This is a genomic window from Sulfuricurvum sp., from assembly GCF_031427015.1.
Taxonomy (GTDB): domain Bacteria; phylum Campylobacterota; class Campylobacteria; order Campylobacterales; family Sulfurimonadaceae; genus Sulfuricurvum.
In genome coordinates this window covers 1-20,378 of sequence record NZ_JASJOW010000005.1, presented here as the reverse complement: position 1 = coordinate 20,378, position 20,378 = coordinate 1, and the positions used below count along the sequence as shown (strand labels likewise).

The following is a 20,378-nucleotide window of genomic DNA, read 5'->3' as shown; positions in this document are numbered from 1 at the left end:
CTAACCCCTATTGAATGTGAGCACGTACGACACGCGCTACTTCATCGTAAAATAAATTCGAATCAAATTTGACCAAATACGCTTCCCCGCCTGCTTCTTTTCCGCGAAGTTCGCTGAAATAATCGCTAATGGAAGAGTTGAAGACAATCGGTATCATTTTAAACCGTGCATCCGCTTTTACATTGGCGGCAAAATGAAACCCGTCCATCAACGGCATTTCAATATCCGAAGCGATAAGGCGAAGTTTAGAAGAGATCTCTTCACCGTATTTATCATACATATCTTCAAGAATTTTAATTCCGTTTTGACCGTCGGTTGCTTCAATAACATCAAAGCCCATTTGCTCCAACGCTTCTTTAATGATACGTCGTGCCGTAGAGCTGTCATCAAGAAGAAGAACGTAACCGCTAAAGTTATATTTTCCCTCTTCGAGTTTACCGCTGGCAGGCTGATAAAGACCGAGTTCTTGGACAACACTCTCCAAGTCGAGAATCAAGAGAACCGCATCATCTTCGATACGGGTCACACCCGTAATCTTAGAACTGTCCATGCCGCCATCACCGGAAACAAAAGATGCAGGCTCAATATCTTTCCAGTTAATGCGGCGAATACGTTTCGCTTCATGGACGACGAAACCGATGAGGATATTGTTAAATTCGGTAATAATAACCCGAGACTCTTTATCCACATTGTCCGGAGCATCTACCCCCATCCATTTAGCCAAATTCACCACCGGAATAACAACACCGCGAAGATCAAAAATACCTTCGATAAACGGAGGTGTCCCCGGTAATTCGGTGAGTTTAGGAAATCGGATGATTTCGCGCACTTTTGCGACGTTTATACCATATATTCCCTCGTATACTTCATCGCCTTCGCGTTTAAATATACGAAAATCGACAAGCTCCATCTCGTTGCTTCCGACTTTTAAAATATCTCCTTGTCCCTTCATAGGGGCTCCTTACGAAAAACTGCTTCGTGCAATAACGTCTTATTTTGCATTGATTGTACAGTAAAGTATCTTTCATTACAAGCAAAAGCGGCAACGTTAATGTAATCAAATCCGGGTAATTCAAAAGAGCGGTTTTGATGGAAATGCCCCTCTATTAAAATATCGATCGAGTCTGCGTTAAACGACTGCAAACGCGATTCGATCAATACCTCAAAGTTTTGGATATTTCGACAGTGGGATTTGCGTTTCATCTGTTTTTCCAGCCATCTCACAATAAATCCTCCTCCGAGAATATCTACCGCGCGGAGGAATCCTAAAACAATGGGGCTTCGAATCAATGCCGTGTAGATTTCATACCCCATCCCCATCGCACTATCACCGTGTGAAAGGGCTATGTTTTTCCCTTCATACGTGAGGAGAAGAGGCTGATATTCACGACGGATTACGGTTATAAGCGGGAACAAATCACCGATTAAAAAATCATGATTTCCTTCTAAATAGATGATTTCAAGTCGTTCGGAGAGGCGATTGAGAAGTGTAATTCCTTCGCTATTGTAGTGATACGTTCGCGGAATCGGACCGTAGAGCATATCAAATATATCCCCCATCAAAATGAGCTGCGGGGTTACAATCTCATTGGAATCAAGAGCGCGAAGAAAATCGATAAAGCTTGTACGCCAAGGAGCACAATGGGCATCGGCGATTAAAATTGCCCCCTCTTGAAGCGGTTTATGGGACATACGCGATACGTGGGATACCGAGGCTCTCGTCCAATCCCATCATAATATTGGCATTGACTAGAGCCTGTGAACTCGCACCCCGCATCAAGTTATCAATCGCGCACATAGCAACAAGTGCATTGCCGTGACGCGTGGCGTACACATCGGCAAAATTAGTTCCCGAAGTCATTTTCGTATGGGGAGGTGCATTACGGACACGGACAAAAGGTTTGTTTTCATAAAACGTTTCCATAAGGGTAAGCGGATCACACTCGGTTTTTAGGGTTGCGTAAACACACGCCAACATCCCCCGCGTCATCGGAACAAGAGAGGGGACAAACGTTACCTTTACCGCATTGTTGCAGAGCGAGCTTGCGTGCTGTTCGATCTCGGTAGCATGGCGGTGCTTGATAATGTTATAGCAGTTAATGTTATCATTAATACTGACATAATGGACGCTGCTCGTCGGTGATTTCCCCGCCCCTGAAACACCCGTTTTGGAGTCGATAAAAATGGGCTGAGAGAGATCAATGTAATCTAAAAAGGGAGCCAATGCGAGGAGTGATGCCGTCACATGACATCCCGGATTGGCAATAAGTTTTGCCCCTTCTGCTAACGTACCGTGAAGTTCAGGGATCGAATAGATCGCATGCGAGAGGTTATCCAAATCTTCGTGTTCGCAATAAAAAGCTTCGTAGTTTTCGGCATTGAGACGGTAATCGGCGGAGAGATCGACTACTTTTACCCCACGCTCCAAAAGCCCCTTTGCGCTCTGCATTGCGGTTTTATGAGGAAGCGCCAAAAAGATCAAGTCACATATCTGTGCGGCATGTTCTATCTCCACCTTTTCAACACTAAGCTCACATACCCCCAAGAGTGAGGGGTGAAGTTCCGCCACGGTTGTTGCACCTTCGGTATTGGCACAATAGACAAGATTGAAAATCGGATGGGAAATGAGCATTTTGACAAGCTCTAATCCTGTATAACCGCTGACTCCGATAATGCCGACATTAATGGCTTTCAAATACGATCTCCTGATATTTTACACTCATCACTTCAAAGTTTTTGGTGCCGCCGGGAAGTTTAGCATTAAGTTCATCTCCCTCCTCACGACCTAAAAGCTGTTTTGCCAACGGTGAGTTAAAGGAGATAAGACCTCGCTCAGGGTTGCTTTCGCATCCTCCGACAATCGTATACGAGACCTCTTTATCACTATCTAAATCACACAGTACCACGGTCGAACCGAAGCTGATACGGGCATGTTCAAGTTCACTCGGATCTACGATTTGCGCGCGAGAAAGAATATCACCCAATTCTGCGATACGTGTGCCGATAAAGGATTGCTTTTCACGCGCCGCATGGTATTCGGAATTCTCTTTTAAATCGCCGTACTCTTTAGCACGATCGATTTCGACATTTACTGCCGGTAAGTCAATATTTTTAAGGGTATTCAACTCATCACTTAATCGCTGAAACCCGTATTTTGTCATAGGTTCTTTTTGTTCCACTGTTAGCTCCGCAGAAATAATAATAGGACATTATACCAAAGCTATCGTCTCAATAACCGATGATGCTCATATGATCGGGTGATTTTTTAGCGGTTTTTTTCTCCATAGCAAAGGTTCGCTGTAAATGTTCGCTTGAAGTAATCACGGAATTGCTTCCCATACGGATAACGACCGAGCTGACACCAAGAAGTTTAAACTCACGGCTATTACCATCTCGATCTTCCGCAACAATACAACCGCGTTCACGATCTGCGGGTTCGTAAAATGCCTGTACCTCATCACTAAACGTCGCAATCAAGGTCTCAATTTCACCACGTACTTTTTCAAACGTTTGTATCTCATCCAAAATTGCACCGACAAAAAAATCGTCTCCTCCGATATGCCCTTTGAAATAATCGGTACACAACACTTTATGCATCAGTTCGGCAAACAGTAAAATCACCCGATCCCCGTTGCGGAACCCATAATAATCGTTATAAGGTTTAAAATGATCGAAATCGAAATATGCTAAAACGGCATCCGTACCGCTCTCGATAACATTAGCAATGTATTCGTTGATTCTAAAATTGCCAGGAAGTCTGGTAAGTGGATTTTCATCACGGGCTCGAATCAGATTGCGCTCATGCACCACCTCGATCATCTCCCGTGCGCTGAGATATCCTATGTAACGGGAGGATTCCACAATCAAAACTCCCGGTGCGTTTTGAGAAAGGGAAAAAAGCTCTATCATTGTCTCCAAGGGCATCGTCAAATCGACTACCGGGATAGGTTCGATATAGGTTTCGAGTGCGGAGAGATTGGAAGAACGGTTTTGGGTCAAAGAGCGCCCATAAGGGGAACACGCTATCGCTTTGAGCTGATGCTCATGAATAATCCCCAGAGGTTGCATCGCATTATCGACGACGGGAACGAGGTACGTCCCTTTTTCATTCAACAGATCCAGCAGCGTCTCCATCGTATCACTGATCATAATCGATTTGAGAGGTTCGAGCCGTTTTAAAACAATTTTCTGATTGCTAAGTGAGTGTTTTTCTCCCCGAAAACCAATCGAGTCAATGAGATATTTATCAACAATCAAGCTACAGTCCAGTGTCGGACGTTGAATATAATACCCCTGAACCATATGGCATCCGATCTCTTTGCAGACCATAAGTTCGCGTTCACTCTCAACCCCCTCGGCAACCACACGGCACCCCATAAGAGTAGAGAGCTGTACCATATTTCGAGCAAGGAGCTTTTTTTTCGGGTCTTTGTCGATAGAGGTTAAAAAGAAGCGGTCAATTTTGATAATGTTTGGGGCGCAATGATACAGAAGTTTGTATCCTGACTGCCCTATTCCGAAATCATCGATTGCGATACAAAACCCCTCATCCTCATAGTGATGCATCAGCTGTGTAAAATGATCGAGATTGAGAATTTCATTATGTTCGGAGACCTCAAAAACAATCGCTTTATGGTCTAAATTATACCGCTTAAGCAAACGGTGGGTATTTCCTTTTGAGAAATCGGTCATCTCTAACACACGATTATCAAGATTGTAAAAAAGTTTGAGGCTCTCATACCCTTCTATCGTGCAAAACTTCTCAATCACCTTTTCACGAAGACGAAGATCAAAGGTATAGAGGATATTTTCTTCGTAAAGACGGTCAAAAAAAGAGGCGATACTCTCAAAACCGAGGGTATCCGTCCCTCGCAGCAGTGCTTCCACCCCAAAAATAGCTCCGGAATGGATATCTACAACAGGCTGAAATGCCACATCCAGAATTTCGAGGTAGTGATGATATAGGGGGTGAAGAGGTTCCATGATGAGGAGTATAAAACTCTCACATCACGAAAAGGTTACAAACCGATTCTCCGTAATGCCAGCGAACACATCGCTAATCCAAACGATCCTGTGACCGCAACAAAACTCCCTTTTTCTTTGATTCGGGGAAGTTCGGAGGAGCTGATACAGCTAAAGTCCCCTTTGAATTTTCGTTTACGGAGTTCATTGCGCAGTTTGGAAGCGAAAGGGTCCCCTTCGGTTTTCCAAATCGAGCGCACTTCAATCTTCGTCGGATCAAGCCGTTTTGCCGAACCTACCGATGAGATGAGTTTCGGATAGCATTTTTGAATCAGCGCAATTTTTGCCCACATATCATCGATAGCATCGAGGATCAAATCATAGGGTTCAAAATCAAATGCTTCTACCCATTCGGGGGTAATCTTATCGCTGATAGCTATCACTTCGGGATAGTGCTGTTTAAGAGCATCGACTTTTAACTCCCCCTCATGATTTTCCGAGTGCATTTGGCGGTTTTGATTGGTAAGGTCATAGCGATCAAAATCGACAATCGTGATATCTCGTACCCCAGAGCGGTAGAGGCAATCGAGACAGAAACTTCCCACACCGCCGACACCGAGGAGAAGGATTTTGGCGTTTTGAAGTTTGTCAAAAACCTCTTCGCCGAATACGAGGCGGGTACGGGTATCTCTCACAGCCACTCTCGTAATTGCTGCATTGATTTATAGGCACTCATGTCGAGTTTGATCGGAGTTAACGACACTTTCCCCGCTTCAATCGCTTCGAAATCGCAAAGTGCCTGCCGTTTTTCACGCGGTTTATATTCCAACGGATGAAGTCCGAGCCAATAATATTCCATCCCTCGAGGGTTACGGTGAAGATGGGCATCGTTAGCATAATAGCGATACCCCGCATAGGTCACGGCAAACTCTAACTCCTCTACATCATGGGGAATGTTAACATTCAAAAACTCCCGCTCGTTGAGTGGAAATTCTCCCATCAAAATTTTCTGTGCCAGATGACGGATTGCCTGTTTTGCCAACGAAAAATCGCCGATAGGCTGGGTGAAGTCCATCACCTGTGAAATGGCAATCGCCGGAACACTGTGCAGTACCGCTTCCATCGCCGCTGCCGCCGTTCCCGAATAGGTGATATCTTCTCCCATGTTGGAACCTTTGTTAATCCCGCTGATGAGTAAATCGGGTTTGGACTCCTCAAACAGCGAATGTAGGGCAAGATAGACGCAATCACTCGGGGTACCGTCATCGAGTTTGTAAAAATCATCCCCGACGCTAATAAAACTAAGCGGTCGAGTAAGGGTCAGAGAGTGTCCGCATGCCGATTTCTCGGTCGAGGGGGCGACAACGGTAATCTGTCCCAACCCTTCTAACGCTTCGATAAGTGCTAAAAGCCCCGCCGATTCATACCCGTCGTCGTTCGTAATCAAAATTTTTTTCATCTATTTCCTTTTGGTTTTTACAGGAACACAAATAAAGCAGTTGAGGAGATCCCGCCGCTCATACGCCAGCACGTAATCGTGCTCTTTTAAAATTGCATCGACAATGTAAAGACCCAATCCGAAGCTATCTTTTGTCGGATGCTCTTTAGTAAAAGGTTCAATGTAATAACTCAACGGTTTTTTGAGCGGTTCACCCTCATTCGCAAAAATGATCTCCCCCTCTTCCATCCAAATCTTCATCGATTTTTCGGGAGAATATTTAATCGCATTATCGATCAAATTTTTCACCGCCGTCACAAAAAGACGGTAATCGGCTTCGATTTTAATCGAGGCATCGATCTCACGTTCAACGGCTTCGTACTCTACCATCGCAAGATCGATCGCACCGTCGATAATGTCGATCAGCCGATACTCTTTTTTCTCGTGGTACTGATTTCCCGACGTTATCTCTTCGATCAGAGCAAATTCTCCGATTAACGATTCAAGACGTTCAAATATCCCCTCAAACCGGCCGCGTTGTTTCTCATCATTCAACATCGTTGTGATAATCCGCCCTTTGGCAATAGGGGTTTTAAGTTCGTGCATAATGTTGCGTAAAAAGAGGGTACGCGATTCGATAAGAGAACGGATTTTATTTTGGGTGGAATCGAGTTCGTTGGCGATCAATGCGATCTCATCACCGCCGGACGTTTTAAACCTCACCCCCATATCCCCTTCTCCGAAACGGGCAATTTGTTTTCGCAAACGACGCAACGGACGTAAGCGATAAATAATCAAAGCAAAGGATATAAGCAAAACGCTCATCAATGTCCCATACGCCGAAAGGAGATTAAGGGCACGGTAAGGTTCGATTTTCATATCTTCGAGCAAGACGCTATGGCGGGAAGACTCTACCCAAAAATAGATATTGTCTTTGTATTCAATCATCGAGGTAATCACCTGCTGAGAAACCTGCGTTTCAAACGGAGAGATTGAGAGGACGTATTCATCCATAATCTCATCCGCATTACCGTCTGTTTTTAGTATTCTCCCATGACGGATGATCATCTCGTGCATTTTTTCATCATTAATTTCTTCAAGGTCATACAGTGCCAAGTTTGCTTCGAACATCGGCTGAGATGTCTGTTTAATGAGATAGGTATGATAGATTTGGCTAATAAGCGAATGTTTGGTGAAGATATTATCGATATGTTTGGCACGATTGGTTTGATAGAGTTGATAAAAAGTATAACTTACGCTCGATACACTCACCACCATGGCAAATATTACGGTTGCGAGAACCGCATTGTTTTTAATCATTTTAAAAGTTTGTAGCCGATGCCACGAATCGATTCAATAAGGGATTTGTCCCCGAGCTTGTTGCGGATACGCCCCATCATAACATCGATACTTTTGTTCGATGAGTCCTCGTTAATCGCACTCACGTTATGGATTAAATCTTCTCTCGAAACGACCATCCCCTGTTTTTTTATCATATGTGCCAAAATACCGTACTCGGCATTGGTGAGCTCTAGCGGTCGGTTTTTATAACTGATCTGCATGGCGGATTCATTAAGTTTAAAATCACAGGTACTTTGGGAAGCAAGTTCCGAAGCCGCGTCATAGCGACGAAGTACCGAATGGATACGGGCTTCAAGCTCTCGCGGATCGTAGGGTTTCGGGAGGTAATCATCGGCTCCGAGTTCGAGCGCGTTGATTTTATCGGTAACATCGGAACGAGCCGAAGAGATGATGATCGGGATATTTTGACGCGCACGGATCGCTTCGCACACCTCTAACCCATCCATCCCCGGCAACGTCAAATCGAGGATTACCGCATCAAATTTCTCTAATTTGAGAATACTCAGTGCTTTGAACGGATCATCTTCCGTCGTTACGTCAAATTGAAACTGTTCTAAAAATTCGGTGAGGATCTCGGCTAGTTCGAGATCGTCTTCTATCATTAATATTTTACTCATGGTGATATTGTAACAAAGAGTAGTTAATGATTGCCTAACTCAGCCACAATACTGCGTGATACGCAATATAGGCAAGCGAATAAGCGACAATCGTCGTAAAGACGAACAAATAACCGAAATATTTGATCCCCCCCGCTTCACGGGTAAAGACGACCGATGCCGCCAAACACGGCAGATACGTCATAATGACTACAATAAACGCTACCGCCGAAGCAAAAGGAATTTGACTGCTAATCGTGGTTAGAAGGGAATGATCCTCTTCGGTCGCATCGCTTCCTAAAGAGTATAAAACCCCCATGGTCGAGACTACGACCTCTTTCGCTGCCAAGCCCGTCTGAAGTGCTACCGCCATTTTCCAGTCAAACCCAAGCGGTGTGAATATCGGCTCGATAGCATGACCGATTTGCCCTAAAAAGCTTTGGGAAAGCTGTGCTTCCGCCAGCTGATTTTCAAGAATTTTGACCTCGTTTTCAGAAATAGCCGCCTCGATTTTTGCACCGAATAGTGTATCGAGGGAACTATCTTTCGGATAGGTACTGAGAAACCAAACCAATAACGATGCGGCGGCGATAAAAGTTCCCGCTTTTTTGAGATACATCATCGTTTTGGTCACGACGGTGTGCCAAATAAGTCTCACCGAAGGAAGTCTGTATTTCGGCATCTCCATAACGAACGGTTCATCCGCACCTTTGAAAGCGGTCATTTTAAGAACTTTTGCCGCTACAAGACCGATCATCGCACCGAGAATATAGATACCGAATAAGACATTCCCCGCCATCTCAGGACCGAAAAAGGCTCCCGTAAAGAGGACATAAACAGGTAACCGTGCGCCACAGCTCATAAACCCGATAACAAAAAGGGTGAGGAGGCGGTCACGGTCATTTTTTAGAATACGCGCCGACATATAGGCCGGAATCGAACACCCGAACCCTGAAACGAGAGGAATAAACGACTGCCCGTGAAGCCCGAATTTATGGAAAAACCCATCCAACAAAAAAGCAACACGTGACATGTACCCTGTCGATTCGAGCAACGCTATCCCGACAAACAAAATGACGATATTCGGGACGAACAGAACAACCGCCCCTACCCCCGCAATCACTCCATCCACGATGAGAGAGCGGATTTCATCATTGCCTATCGTGGAACCGACAACCTCTCCAAACCATCCGAAAAACGCATCGATCCAGTCCATAGGGATAGAACCGATCTCAAACGTGAGCTGAAATAATCCCCACATAAAAAAGAGAAAAATCGGAATTCCGAAAATCGGATGGATCAACACCGAATCGATTTTTTCCGTCGTCGTCTTTATCTGCGGAGCTTTGGGTCTGACTTTGACCGCTTCGGCAATCACTCCCCGATTGAAAGAGAGGTACTCTTCGGCTAACGCCTCTTTCATATCATCCGTGTCGTGGTGGAGCAGTACATGACGATCCGCCTCAATTAACATCGGCTGAAGTTCCGTCCAAATCGGATTATCATGCAGCACACGGTAGGTTTTTTTCTCTTTTTGGAGCAAGTTAATAGCGATATTACGGTTGCTAATAGATGCTTTGAACTTATGACGATCAAGATACTCGCTAATGAGAGAAATTTCCTCCTCGACCGCTTCGCTGAAAATAAGTTTTTGCTCTTGAAACGGTGCTTCATGAACGGCAATCACCGATTTCATCAACTCTTCGAGACCTGTCTTTGCCGCTGCCGATACCCGCACACACGCAATGCCGAGAAGCTGCGTCAAATAAGAGGCATTGATCTCTATCCCCTCTTTATCCGCTTCATCGGACATATTGAGGGCAATCACCATTTTTTTGCTCATCGTCATCAACTCTGCCGTGAGTTGAAGATTTTTTTCCATATTAGTGGAGTCAAGAACATTGATAATCAAATCGTATTGCTCATTACACAAATAATCGTGGGTTACCCGCTCTTCGATAGAGTAATCGGTAAAGGCATACGTTCCGGGGAGATCGACAACACTGAACCCGTATCCGTCGTACTCGAACGTAACCACTGTTTTCTCAACCGTTACCCCCGTAAAATTACCTACGTGTAAACGTGCATTTCCGATCGAGTTAATGAGCATACTTTTGCCGACATTGGGTTGTCCGACAAGCGCGACGGTGATTTTTTTAGCGGACATCGGATACCTCGATGAGTTCCGCTTCTTCACGGCGTAATGCGATAGAGACATTTCCGACTTTAATCTCAAAAGTGCTTTTGGTTATTCCGCACTCAAGCATCGTAATCTCAGCACCTTTCATCAGTCCAAATGAGATAAGGCGTTGTTTAAGCGCTCCGGTAGCGTTGATTTTGGCTACGGTGGCAATTCCCCCTTTGGTGCAGGCGCTTAGTAGCGTCATCGTCGTATTATCCATTTCATACCCCTTGTTGATGAAATGATAATTACTATCTTGTTAAAGGAGGGTTAAAACTCGATATTCACCTTTTCGCCGTTTTCATATCGTCGCTCAGTATAGATCAAAAAGCGGCAGGATTCCTGCTCGTAGGTAAAATGAACCGTCGTTTCATATCGGTTTCCCATAAATTTGGAAGTGTACACTTCACCATGTATCCCCCCCTGTTCTACAAGACGACACTGCTCAACACGAACGAATCCTCCCTTATAACGGTTGATCGGACCGAAAAAGGCGGCAACATTTTCGTTTACCGCAGAGTGATAGAGCACTTCAGGAGTATCAAATTGGACTATTTTTCCGCTATCGATATAAGCGATGCGATCACTGATCGCCATCGCTTCATGGGGATCATGGGTGACAAACAGTGCCGTTGCTCCGCTCGCACGTAAGATAGCAAGAAGCTGATCTCGGATCGTGGTTTTGAGAACCGTATCGACGTTGGAGAACGGCTCATCCAGTAAAATCACCGAAGGCTCCGTCGCCAATACCCGTGCAAGCGCAACCCTTTGTTGTTCTCCTCCGCTGAGGGTATCGGGGTATTTGGAACCGTATCCCTCTAAACTGATCAGTGAAAGCAGTTTTTCCACCCGCTCTTTTCGCTCATTTTTAGGCAGATGGGTGATCCCGAATGCGATATTATCAGCAACACTCAAGTGAGGAAAAAGAGCGTAGTTTTGAAATACAAATCCGATAGAGCGTTTGGAGGGTTCGATAAAAGCCCCCGCCCCGCTTATAAGAGTATCTTCAAGAGAGATTGTCCCCTCATCAGCACGCTCAAATCCGGCAATCAAGTTTAGCAGTGTACTTTTACCGCTTCCGCTGCGTCCAAGGATCGAAATAATTTCCCCTCGATTAACGTGCAACGAAACGCTACTGAGAACCTCTTTGGATTTAAAATGTTTACTGAGATGATCGATTTTTAACATTAGCGCTCACTTTTTAAAATAGTCAAAACCATCGGAACGGTTGCAATAAGGATGATCGATAGGGCGTAGACGCTCGACTCATACACCATTTGGGATTCTGCCATCTCAAAAGTTTTCGTCGCCAGTGTCTCGTAGTTGAACGGACGTAAAATGAGAGTCAACGGAAGTTCTTTGATCGTATCGACAAATACCAAAGCATAGGCAAAGATCAAAGGGCGTTTCATTAACGGGATTTCGACTCGCCAAAGGGTTGAGAAGTGACTTTTTCCCAGAGATCTCGAGGCACGGTTGATCGAGAGACCAAGCCGCTCAAAACTCCCATCTACCGTACCGATCGCCACCGCCGAAAAACGGACGACAAATCCGAAAATGAGAACCCCCAATGTCCCTGAGAGGAGATTCTCCCCCGCATAGTCGTCGATAGTGGTGGTAATAATCACGATACCCACTGCAATCACCGCCCCCGGAAGAGCGTAACCGAATGAGGCCAGTTTGGAGAGGTAACGGTTGATACCGTAGGGGAAATTGCGCGCCGTATAGCCGATGAGCAATGTTCCTGCTACAATGAGTGCCGCACTGCCGCCTGAGACAACAAAGGTATTGAAAATCACCACAAGATAATCAACCTTTACAATCTGAGAAATATTGGTATATCCGTAAGTGAGTATCCACGAGAGGGGAATCAAAAATCCAAAGAGGATCGGAACCGCCATAAATATATAGGCGCCAACACCGCCGAGAAAAGTGAATCTCTCTTTAGGAATTTTAGAGAGGAGCTTTTCACTTTTATACGTTGCTCCGCTACGGGCAATTTTTTCGATAATCAATACACTTATTACCAAAACGGTTGCTATCGAAGCGATATAGGCCGCACTTTGAGGATCTTCCAAACCGAACCATGCAGTGAAAATTGCGGTGCTGAGGGTATCAACGCCGTAATATTTGAGTGTGCCGTATTCGCTGATACACTCCATCACCACCAGCGTCAACGCCCCCGCAATCGCCGGACGCGACAGGGGAAGAATCAGCTTCCAAAAAAGGCGAAACTTTCCCGCTCCCAGATTAAGTGCCGGATAGAGAAGCGATGAGCGGCTTTTGCTAAACGAAGCTTTGACGATCAAATAGACATACGGGTAGAGGGCAAATCCCAAAATCAACACAACGGAATAAAAATTCAATACATCAAAATACTCTTTGATCCCCCAATCGCGCAACATCAGATGAACGGGGCCGAAAAATCCAAACAAATCCCCATATACGAATCCCATGATATAAGCAGGAATAACAAAGGGCATGGCGAGTAAAAGAGCAATCGTTTTTTCGAAACGAAACGTGTAGAAAGTGGTGAGGTAGGCACTCCCTACCCCTAAAATGAGAGCAACAAAGGATGTTCCCGCGATAAGGTAGAGTGTATTAAGAACGGTATGCGTGAGCACCGTCTCTTTGAGATGGCGAAGCGTCTCCCCCTCAGCCCCTAATGCATAGCCGATTACGACCCCCGCAGGGAGTAAGAGGGTAAATACCCATGCATAGGTCTGAATACTCCAACGGTTGATGTATCTGCTCACCCTTTAATTCCATCCGCTCTCGTTGAAGATTTTCACCGCTTTGGCGTTGTTCTCTCCGAGTTTGTAGAGTTCGATGTTATCCTCTTTGAATTTCCCCCATGAAGCGAGGAGTTTAGAAGGTTTCACTTTCGGATTGACCGGATACTCATAGTTGACCTCGGCAAATACGCTTTGTGCTTCGGGCGAGCTTAGAAATTCGATAAATTTCTGTGCTTCGACGCGGTTTTTAGACGAAGCCGTGATCCCTGCCCCCGAGACATTGATATGGGTTCCCGTCGTTTTTTGATTCGGGAAGTAGACCGCTACCATCTCACCCACAGCTTGATCGCTCGGACGTTCTGAAGCGAGAAGCTGCCCGAGATAGTAGGTGTTGATAATCGCCACATCCCCTACTCCCGCCGCGACGGCGCGGATTTGATCGACATCTTTGCCGGAGGGTTTACGCGCCATATTTGCGACGATCCCTTTTGCCCACGCGTGAGCTTTTGCTTCGCCGTTATGGACGATCAAGCCTGCCAAAAGCGATTGGTTATAGGTGTTGTTCGAACTTTGCACCAGAACCTTTCCTTTAAACGCAGGGGTTACAAGTGCTTCATAGGTCGAGAGTTGTGAGGGTTTCATCGTCTCTTTGTTATAGACTAAAACACGCGCCCGTTTCGTCAGGGCAACCCAGTACCCCTGTTTGTCACGCAAATGAGCCGGAACATTGGCTTCAAGTACTTTGGATTTTAGCGGAGTAAGCAACCCTTTTTCTTTTGCGATATGGAGCCGTGCCGCATCAACGGTGATGAGAACATCGGCGGGGGAGTTTTTCCCCTCTTTTTCTAGCCGTGAAATGAGCTCATCCGAACTCGCTTTGATCAGATTGATCTTAATCCCTGTTTGTGCCGTAAAGCGTTTGAACAACTCTGCATCGCTAGGGTAATGGCGGTGGGAGTAGACATTCACCTCTGCCGCCGCGAGGCTTAGGGCTGCGAGAGTTGATAGTAACAGAATTTTTAACATGATTTTCTCCTTATTTGATCAGATGTTCGTATTTTTTATCGGTAAGCAATTTCATAAACGCCACCAGCGCATCGACTTTTTCATCACTCAGCTTTTTGGCTTTCATCTCTTTGGTGCTGATGGAGTGCTGAATCTCCGCTTCGCCCCACTCTTTACCGCTCTCAGGATTCAACTTGCGTGCTGGGTTGTTAAACTTATCATAAAACAGTACCACCGTACGCAAATCTTTGAATACCCCATTGTGCATATACGGAGCGGTTACGGCGATATTTCGAAGTGTCGGAACTTTGAATTTCCCTTCATTCTCACGAGCCGCCGCTTTTGGATTTTTCGCCAAGCCGTTATCGACGAATCCGCTTTTTACTATCCCTCGTTCAAAAAGGGTGGGATTAGAAGGGACACCGATGTTGTGATACTCATAGTTACTAAAGGTCTCTAGTGCTTTATCTTCCCCTTTGAGCTGGTGACACGTCGCGCAGTTTGTGTTGTTATTCGAGAAAAAGAGCGATTTCCCCAACTCCTCCTGCGGTGTAAGGGTATATTTTCCCTTGAGATATCGGTCATATTTCGAATCAAAGGGGGAAAAGGCTTTGGTGGATTCGAATGCGGCGATGGCTCGACTCATCGCATCATACCCTTTATCCGCGTTGTTGAGAACCCCTTTGCCGTAGAGTTTTTCAAAGGTTTTCACATAGTGAGCGTTCTCTTTGAGACGACTCATCACCTCCGCTTTACTCCCCATCCCCATCTCGATAGGATTCATCGGCGGACCTCCCGCTTGACCTTTTAGATCGCTTTCACGACCATCCAGAAACTGTCCCCCTTTGATCTTTTTAGTTTTAGCATCGATCCCGAAATGGGGAGAGAACACGGCATACGATGCGGTAGGGGCATTACGATCTCCCAAGCTTTTGCCATCATCCCCCAGCGATACCATCGCTCCGATTCCGTTGTCGCGGTTATCGACGAACCCGTTTTGGGGGTTATGACACGTCGCACAGCTCTGGGTTCGATTTTTCGAGAGGGAGGTATCAAAAAAGAGGAGCTCTCCCAGCTTTTCCTGCTCCTTTGCCCCTGCAAACAGAGCCGTCCCCAACAGTAAAAATAAAGTTGTTTTTCTCATTGTTTCACCTCCGAATCCAAAATATAGATAATCACTCCGCCCATAATCAGCACCACATTTTTAACGATATACTGACCTACCAAGCTCAACGCAAACGGTGCCTGAGTAAAACAGATTTCGGGAAACATCACCAACGGAGAAAACGTCAAGGCCATATGGATAAAAAAGAGTCCCAATACCCATTTAATCTGTTTTCCGAAAAGAAACCCGATCCCGATCACCACTTCCCAAAATGCCAATAGTTTAATCGCTATAGCTGAGGGGATCAACCCGAAAGTTAAAATATCCATTGTCATGATCGCCAACTGCTCCGCCGGACTCATTCCGCTAAAGAATTTGAGCATTCCGAACCAAAGGAAACAAATCCCCAAAGATATCCGTAAAAATAGTATCGCTCTTTCTAATTTCATGTACGCTTCCTCATTTTAAATGGTGTGGACAACAACGCCCAAATCGTTTTATACTCGCTCATTTGCTCACGACGTAAACCGAAACGGGTTCTCTTAGTTTGTGAGCTAAGGGCTAAAGTCCCAAAAATGGTATCCCAAAGAGATAATGCCCCGCCATAGTTAGTATTCATCGTCCCATTTGCATGGTGAAGCTGATGTTGTGCGGGTGAAGAGATTACTCTCTCTACCCACGTCGGAAAGGATAGTGCGACATGCGAATGACGCAGATTTGACCCCAATGCCAAAAATACTACGACTAGCGCATTTACTCCGAGCAGATCGATCATCTCCAAACTTCCGAATGCAAATACAAACACTCCCGTAACGACTCCCGCACTCAGGGCATAGCGGAACCCGAACAGGATATTCTCAACCGGATGAACCCGATAAAAGGTGAGCGGATTAAGTACCCGCGCACTATGGTGCACTTTGTGAAACCTCCACAAAAGAGGGACACTATGGAGGAGACGGTGGAGCCAATAGCGGGTAAAATCACTCACGATAAACAAGGTAAGCGTATACAACACCATCACCGCCTCATAACTCATCTCGATTTCGACGTATTCGACATGGGATGCCAGAGCCGTATAGACTAAGCGGGTCACCTCCCCCGCACTCACCACCAATGGAAAAACCAATAACGCTTTGATCGCAAACGAGATCACAAAATAGGCGTAATCCAGCCGCGCACTCGGATGCCACCAAATCATCGCTGAAAAAGCATGGCTAAGCTTTTTCAAATTTCCCGCCAAATAGAGTGCGGCAATGACTGCCGAGGTTACAAGATAGAGCCAATAGAGACGTTTAGAGGGATCAGTAAAATAATCCCACGGCAGATTCTCAATCACCGTCGGCATCCAGTATCTTCGAGGTCATTTTCAACGCCCCGATGAGTGAAATGTAATAGCCGTTATGGAGCCGTCCCAAATCGCTATAAAGCCCTTTCGAGGCAGGAGCGAACAGATCAGTGTTCATCGTTTGGATATTTTTCAGCGCCGATGCTAACGCTCTACGGACAATCACCACCTCAGAATCGGCACCCGCTTTTATCGCGTAATCGCCGAAATCGACATACCCGGAAGCGTCCATAACCCGTTTGTGGGTCTCCACAATCACTTGCAATGCTTTGAGTGAGAGTCCGCTTCGGTACAAATCGGCACGACGGATATCGCGGGATCCTTTGTATTTTTTCGCCAATCCGCTCGGTTCACCCACACGCCACTCTTTGAGTTCATACGAACTCGCAATCAGCTGATTCATCACGAGAGCATTAAAACGGCTCTCATCATTCAGAAGTTTTTTACGCTCTTTTTCGTACACCTGAACAATAGTAGAGAATTTCTCCTCTAAATTACGTGCCGCGATGAGTGCCATAGCCCGCTCTCGCTGAACATTTACCCCTTTTTTATTCAGAAGGTATTCGAGGGCGTTGATCGTTTTAAACGAGTTTTTAAACATTTCTTTGCCTACCTCTTCTTTAGAGACGACAATCCGATCGAGCTGTGCCGTGATGTCCTCTTTAGCGTTGTGGTAGATATCAATCTCTCTAGGGGTATCGGCGTACGCTTCGTCGATTTCTCCCGCGATGTAGAGAGCCTGCACCCTCTTCCAATCCATAGCCAACCTCTCAAACGCTTGTTTCTCCATAGACCCTTTTTCTAAAGAAATGACCATTGCTTTGGCACTCTCACGAGCACTGCGTGCATCGGCGAGAATCACTTCATCATAAACCCCTTGAGGAAACGGTTTGTCCGCCGCCATCAACGAGAGTGCGGTTACGAGTATTAAAACTATTCTCTTCATTATAAACCTTCTAAAAAATTGAGTACGGCACGTCTATCCGCACTCCCAAGAGCCCGGAACCTTTCCTGTGCTCCCCGCGCTTCTCCGCCATGCCAGAGGATCGCTTCTTCGATACTTCTCGCACGCCCATCATGAAGATAGTTGCGCTGATTCAATACGAGAGTACGTTTCCCGATCCCCCACAGCGGTGCAGTACGCCACTCTCGCTCACTTGCATCAAACTCTTTACGATTATCAGAGAGCCCTTCCCCCATATTGTGTAGCAATAGATCACTGTAAGGTTCGATCATTGTCCCATCCGAGAGTTTAACCGATGGAGTATGGCACGATGTACACCCGATTTGAGCGAACAGCGCTTCCCCTTTTTTATTTACTGAGGGTTTAGGAATACGTAAATGGCTCACATAAAACGTGACCGCATTCAGACGTTCATCGCTCACATCCAGGGCATCCCGTCCGCGAGGGGCATTCAAACACTCCGCTTGTTTAGAGGTACAATTTTTATGCGGATAGATCGACGTGCTTAATCCCATATCGTTGTGAAATGCCGAAGCGACCTGATGGCGTACACTCACGGCGGAAGCTTTCCATGTAAAACGACCGATCGCACTTTTACCTGTGATGGGATCCATCACACGATTGGCCCGTCCTGAAATACCGTCGTTATCCTTATCTTCCGCGTCTTCACGTGAGAGAATTTCGGCATCGCTGATCTGATCCAACAGCCCCATTCCGATCAATGCGGGTGCTAGTCGATTGGCGATAACGGTGTCCGCGTCCAAAGAACCATAACCCAGTTCTTTTACCCCCGGAATCGGGCGGCGAAGCTCAACGCGGCTTCCATCAGCATACTCGCTCATCACACGCTCATACAGCAATGTCGGCTTCCCCTCGAAAGGAACCCCTTTGACACCATTGATACTCAGTTGTGCCCCGTAAATAGGCTCAGGGACAAACCCGTTTTTGGAATCACTTTGAGCTTTCAGTGAAAATCGGGTTACCAGCGAGCGGCTGATCTCGCCGTTACTTCCATAGACCGATCCCGCACCGTTATGAGGATGACAGCTGATGCAGGTATTGGCGCTAAAAAGCGGTCCCAATCCGTCACGCGCCGTAGTTGCACTCGGTGCTTCGACCCACGGTATGCGGAAAAAACTTTTGCCCAGAATAAAACGCTCACTCTCCTCATTGCTGAGATTTCCGTAAGCTTGTGATAAAAGCGCTTTAGTCTGAATCGTTGTTAGGTGATTGGCTAAAGCGCACGCCCCAAAAAGGACGATTGCCGTGGCTAGTCGGAAAATCATGATTACAACTTCGTCTCTTCAGGGTCCGTTACATCATCGGTGCTAAGGCGGATACCGTTAGCTTTCGCTACCAATACCATCATATCGCCCAGTTTGCGCATCTCGTTTTTGAGTTTTTTGATCTCGCCTGACATAGCGTTATCGCTACGGATTTGATAGTCAAAGTGAGCCGATTTTTTGGCAGTTTCATCGACTTTAGCGATTTTTGCTTCGATGGAGCTCATCAAACTTTCGATCACTTTTTTGGTTTTCGGATCCACTTTATCGAGCATACTGGCACCTTTAATTGTGCCGTATTGACCGATTAGAATGTTTTTGAACCCTTGATAGTTTTGGGCGATATCACGGTGCGTGTTGTCACTAAAACAAGAGTGTTCATCCTCTTCGCTCGGCGTCAATACCGCTACGGCGATACGCTCGTTCGCAAGCTCCGACTTGATAAACACACCCAATCCCGCCATGATCTGTTTGAGTCCCTCTTTAGGTGCAATGTTTTTGCCCGCATCGTTCCCTTTGAGTTCACCCAAAATTGCACCGCGATAGCACCCTGTCGCATCTTTAGAACAATCAGCGCTGATGGTAGTGCTCCATGCACTGTTTACCGTCGTTAAATCGGCAACGATTTTTTCGGAAGCGGCGATAAGAAACGCTTTACGACGATCCGCATTAACATCCGTAGTATAATCGCTTAGAGGGCGTTGCCCTGCTGTTGTAGCTCCATTGGTGATCGCATCTTTGGTGAAGTTGCTGTAATCTTGATCTTGTCCCCAAAGTAAAAATTCGATCGCATGGTAACCTGTTGCCACGTTTGCTTCGCCGCCGTTTTCATTGAGTGCGGTGATCGCATCGACCGTGATTGACGTTACATCGACCTCTTTTGAGCCTTCACCGCCCGGATTGAATTTCCCTTTAGTATCGATAATGTTTCCGGAAGTACGTTTACCCTCCGCATCAATCGTATAGTCGATCATATTTTCATCAAGCGGCCACGCATTAAGCTGACCTTCCAATGCGCCGTAACTTTCCGCTACCCAGCTCTCCTCCGCATCAATCGGTCCGTTAGAGAGGCGAAATGCTTCAGTCGAGCCATAACTCTCACGTGCTTTTAGCCAAGCCGATTTTACATCGTTCAGCGTTGTTTCGTTCGGAGAAGTAGTAAATGTTTTGATCGCTTTATCAAGCTCTTTGGCATCATTGAGTGCATCACTGTAGTTTGCTAATGCAATCGCCGCATAGTTACTGAGCATTGCCATTTTCGGCTCTTGTGCCGGAGCCGCATAAAGCGACATCGCTAATACTACGGAAAGGGTTGCCGTTTTTAAGATCATTTTCATGTTATATCCTTAGAAGTTATAGTTCAGACGGACAAGGAGACGATCAAAGCTGCCATCATCCTGC

General features: G+C 46.0%; 20 protein-coding genes. All 20 read right to left on the bottom strand.

Translation table 11 applies throughout. The features are described from left to right. Positions 1-7: 7 nt before the first annotated feature. Genes RMO68_RS09895 through RMO68_RS09800 form a run of 20 tightly spaced genes read right to left on the bottom strand, consistent with a single transcriptional unit; the run spans position 8 to position 20,314 of the window. Positions 8-952 (bottom strand): chemotaxis protein, encoded by a 945-nt coding sequence (locus tag RMO68_RS09895; protein ID WP_310440591.1) that lies wholly within the window; start codon positions 950-952, stop codon positions 8-10. Continuing rightward, the gene (locus RMO68_RS09890; protein ID WP_310440590.1) at positions 949-1,692 is read right to left on the bottom strand and encodes a UDP-2,3-diacylglucosamine hydrolase; all 744 of its coding nucleotides are present in this window, start codon (positions 1,690-1,692) and stop codon (positions 949-951) included. The genes RMO68_RS09895 and RMO68_RS09890 overlap by 4 nt, the downstream gene beginning before the upstream one ends. Continuing rightward, positions 1,682-2,695 carry an N-acetyl-gamma-glutamyl-phosphate reductase gene (gene argC / locus RMO68_RS09885; protein ID WP_310440589.1) on the bottom strand — a complete coding sequence of 338 codons (1,014 nt, stop codon included), beginning with the start codon at positions 2,693-2,695 and terminating at the stop codon, positions 1,682-1,684. The genes RMO68_RS09890 and argC overlap by 11 nt, the downstream gene beginning before the upstream one ends. After that, entirely contained in the window at positions 2,682-3,179 is a 498-nt protein-coding gene (greA, locus tag RMO68_RS09880; RefSeq protein ID WP_310440588.1) for a transcription elongation factor GreA, read from the bottom strand. The genes argC and greA overlap by 14 nt, the downstream gene beginning before the upstream one ends. A gap of 49 nt (positions 3,180-3,228) precedes the next feature. Next, positions 3,229-4,983 carry a GGDEF domain-containing protein gene (locus tag RMO68_RS09875; RefSeq protein ID WP_310440587.1) on the bottom strand — a complete coding sequence of 585 codons (1,755 nt, stop codon included), beginning with the start codon at positions 4,981-4,983 and terminating at the stop codon, positions 3,229-3,231. 35 nt (positions 4,984-5,018) lie between these two features. Continuing rightward, a complete protein-coding gene (locus tag RMO68_RS09870; RefSeq protein WP_310440586.1) occupies positions 5,019-5,657 on the bottom strand; it encodes a tRNA threonylcarbamoyladenosine dehydratase in 639 nt (212 codons plus the stop codon). Then, positions 5,654-6,421 (bottom strand): 5'/3'-nucleotidase SurE, encoded by a 768-nt coding sequence (gene surE, locus RMO68_RS09865; RefSeq protein WP_310440585.1) that lies wholly within the window; start codon positions 6,419-6,421, stop codon positions 5,654-5,656. The genes RMO68_RS09870 and surE overlap by 4 nt, the downstream gene beginning before the upstream one ends. Then, entirely contained in the window at positions 6,422-7,720 is a 1,299-nt protein-coding gene (locus RMO68_RS09860; RefSeq protein WP_310440584.1) for an ArsS family sensor histidine kinase, read from the bottom strand. After that, a complete protein-coding gene (locus RMO68_RS09855) occupies positions 7,717-8,379 on the bottom strand; it encodes a response regulator transcription factor (protein WP_310440583.1) in 663 nt (220 codons plus the stop codon). Before RMO68_RS09855 ends, RMO68_RS09860 begins: the two co-directional genes overlap by 4 nt. A gap of 34 nt (positions 8,380-8,413) precedes the next feature. Then, the gene (feoB, locus tag RMO68_RS09850) at positions 8,414-10,525 is read right to left on the bottom strand and encodes a ferrous iron transport protein B (RefSeq protein ID WP_310440582.1); all 2,112 of its coding nucleotides are present in this window, start codon (positions 10,523-10,525) and stop codon (positions 8,414-8,416) included. Beyond that, positions 10,515-10,760 carry a FeoA family protein gene (locus RMO68_RS09845; RefSeq protein WP_310440581.1) on the bottom strand — a complete coding sequence of 82 codons (246 nt, stop codon included), beginning with the start codon at positions 10,758-10,760 and terminating at the stop codon, positions 10,515-10,517. The genes feoB and RMO68_RS09845 overlap by 11 nt, the downstream gene beginning before the upstream one ends. 50 nt (positions 10,761-10,810) lie before the next feature. Further along, on the bottom strand, positions 10,811-11,728 hold the full coding sequence (locus tag RMO68_RS09840) for an ABC transporter ATP-binding protein (RefSeq protein WP_310440580.1): 918 nt from the start codon (positions 11,726-11,728) through the stop codon (positions 10,811-10,813). Continuing rightward, the gene (locus RMO68_RS09835; protein WP_310440579.1) at positions 11,728-13,296 is read right to left on the bottom strand and encodes an iron ABC transporter permease; all 1,569 of its coding nucleotides are present in this window, start codon (positions 13,294-13,296) and stop codon (positions 11,728-11,730) included. Before RMO68_RS09835 ends, RMO68_RS09840 begins: the two co-directional genes overlap by 1 nt. Positions 13,297-13,299: 3 nt before the next feature. Beyond that, the gene (locus RMO68_RS09830; RefSeq protein ID WP_310440578.1) at positions 13,300-14,301 is read right to left on the bottom strand and encodes a Fe(3+) ABC transporter substrate-binding protein; all 1,002 of its coding nucleotides are present in this window, start codon (positions 14,299-14,301) and stop codon (positions 13,300-13,302) included. 10 nt (positions 14,302-14,311) lie between these two features. Beyond that, a complete protein-coding gene (locus RMO68_RS09825) occupies positions 14,312-15,424 on the bottom strand; it encodes a cytochrome-c peroxidase (RefSeq protein WP_310440577.1) in 1,113 nt (370 codons plus the stop codon). Continuing rightward, positions 15,421-15,834: a DoxX family membrane protein gene (locus RMO68_RS09820; RefSeq protein ID WP_310440576.1), complete on the bottom strand. Its 414-nt coding sequence runs from the start codon at positions 15,832-15,834 to the stop codon at positions 15,421-15,423. Before RMO68_RS09820 ends, RMO68_RS09825 begins: the two co-directional genes overlap by 4 nt. Beyond that, positions 15,831-16,730, bottom strand: coding sequence for a sterol desaturase family protein (locus RMO68_RS09815; protein WP_310440575.1), 900 nt, complete (start codon positions 16,728-16,730; stop codon positions 15,831-15,833). The genes RMO68_RS09820 and RMO68_RS09815 overlap by 4 nt, the downstream gene beginning before the upstream one ends. After that, the gene (locus RMO68_RS09810) at positions 16,714-17,676 is read right to left on the bottom strand and encodes an imelysin family protein (protein WP_310440574.1); all 963 of its coding nucleotides are present in this window, start codon (positions 17,674-17,676) and stop codon (positions 16,714-16,716) included. Before RMO68_RS09810 ends, RMO68_RS09815 begins: the two co-directional genes overlap by 17 nt. Next, a complete protein-coding gene (locus RMO68_RS09805; RefSeq protein ID WP_310440573.1) occupies positions 17,676-18,980 on the bottom strand; it encodes a di-heme oxidoredictase family protein in 1,305 nt (434 codons plus the stop codon). Before RMO68_RS09805 ends, RMO68_RS09810 begins: the two co-directional genes overlap by 1 nt. Before the next feature lie 2 nt (positions 18,981-18,982). After that, positions 18,983-20,314 carry an imelysin family protein gene (locus RMO68_RS09800; RefSeq protein WP_310440572.1) on the bottom strand — a complete coding sequence of 444 codons (1,332 nt, stop codon included), beginning with the start codon at positions 20,312-20,314 and terminating at the stop codon, positions 18,983-18,985. Positions 20,315-20,378 lie beyond the last annotated feature (64 nt).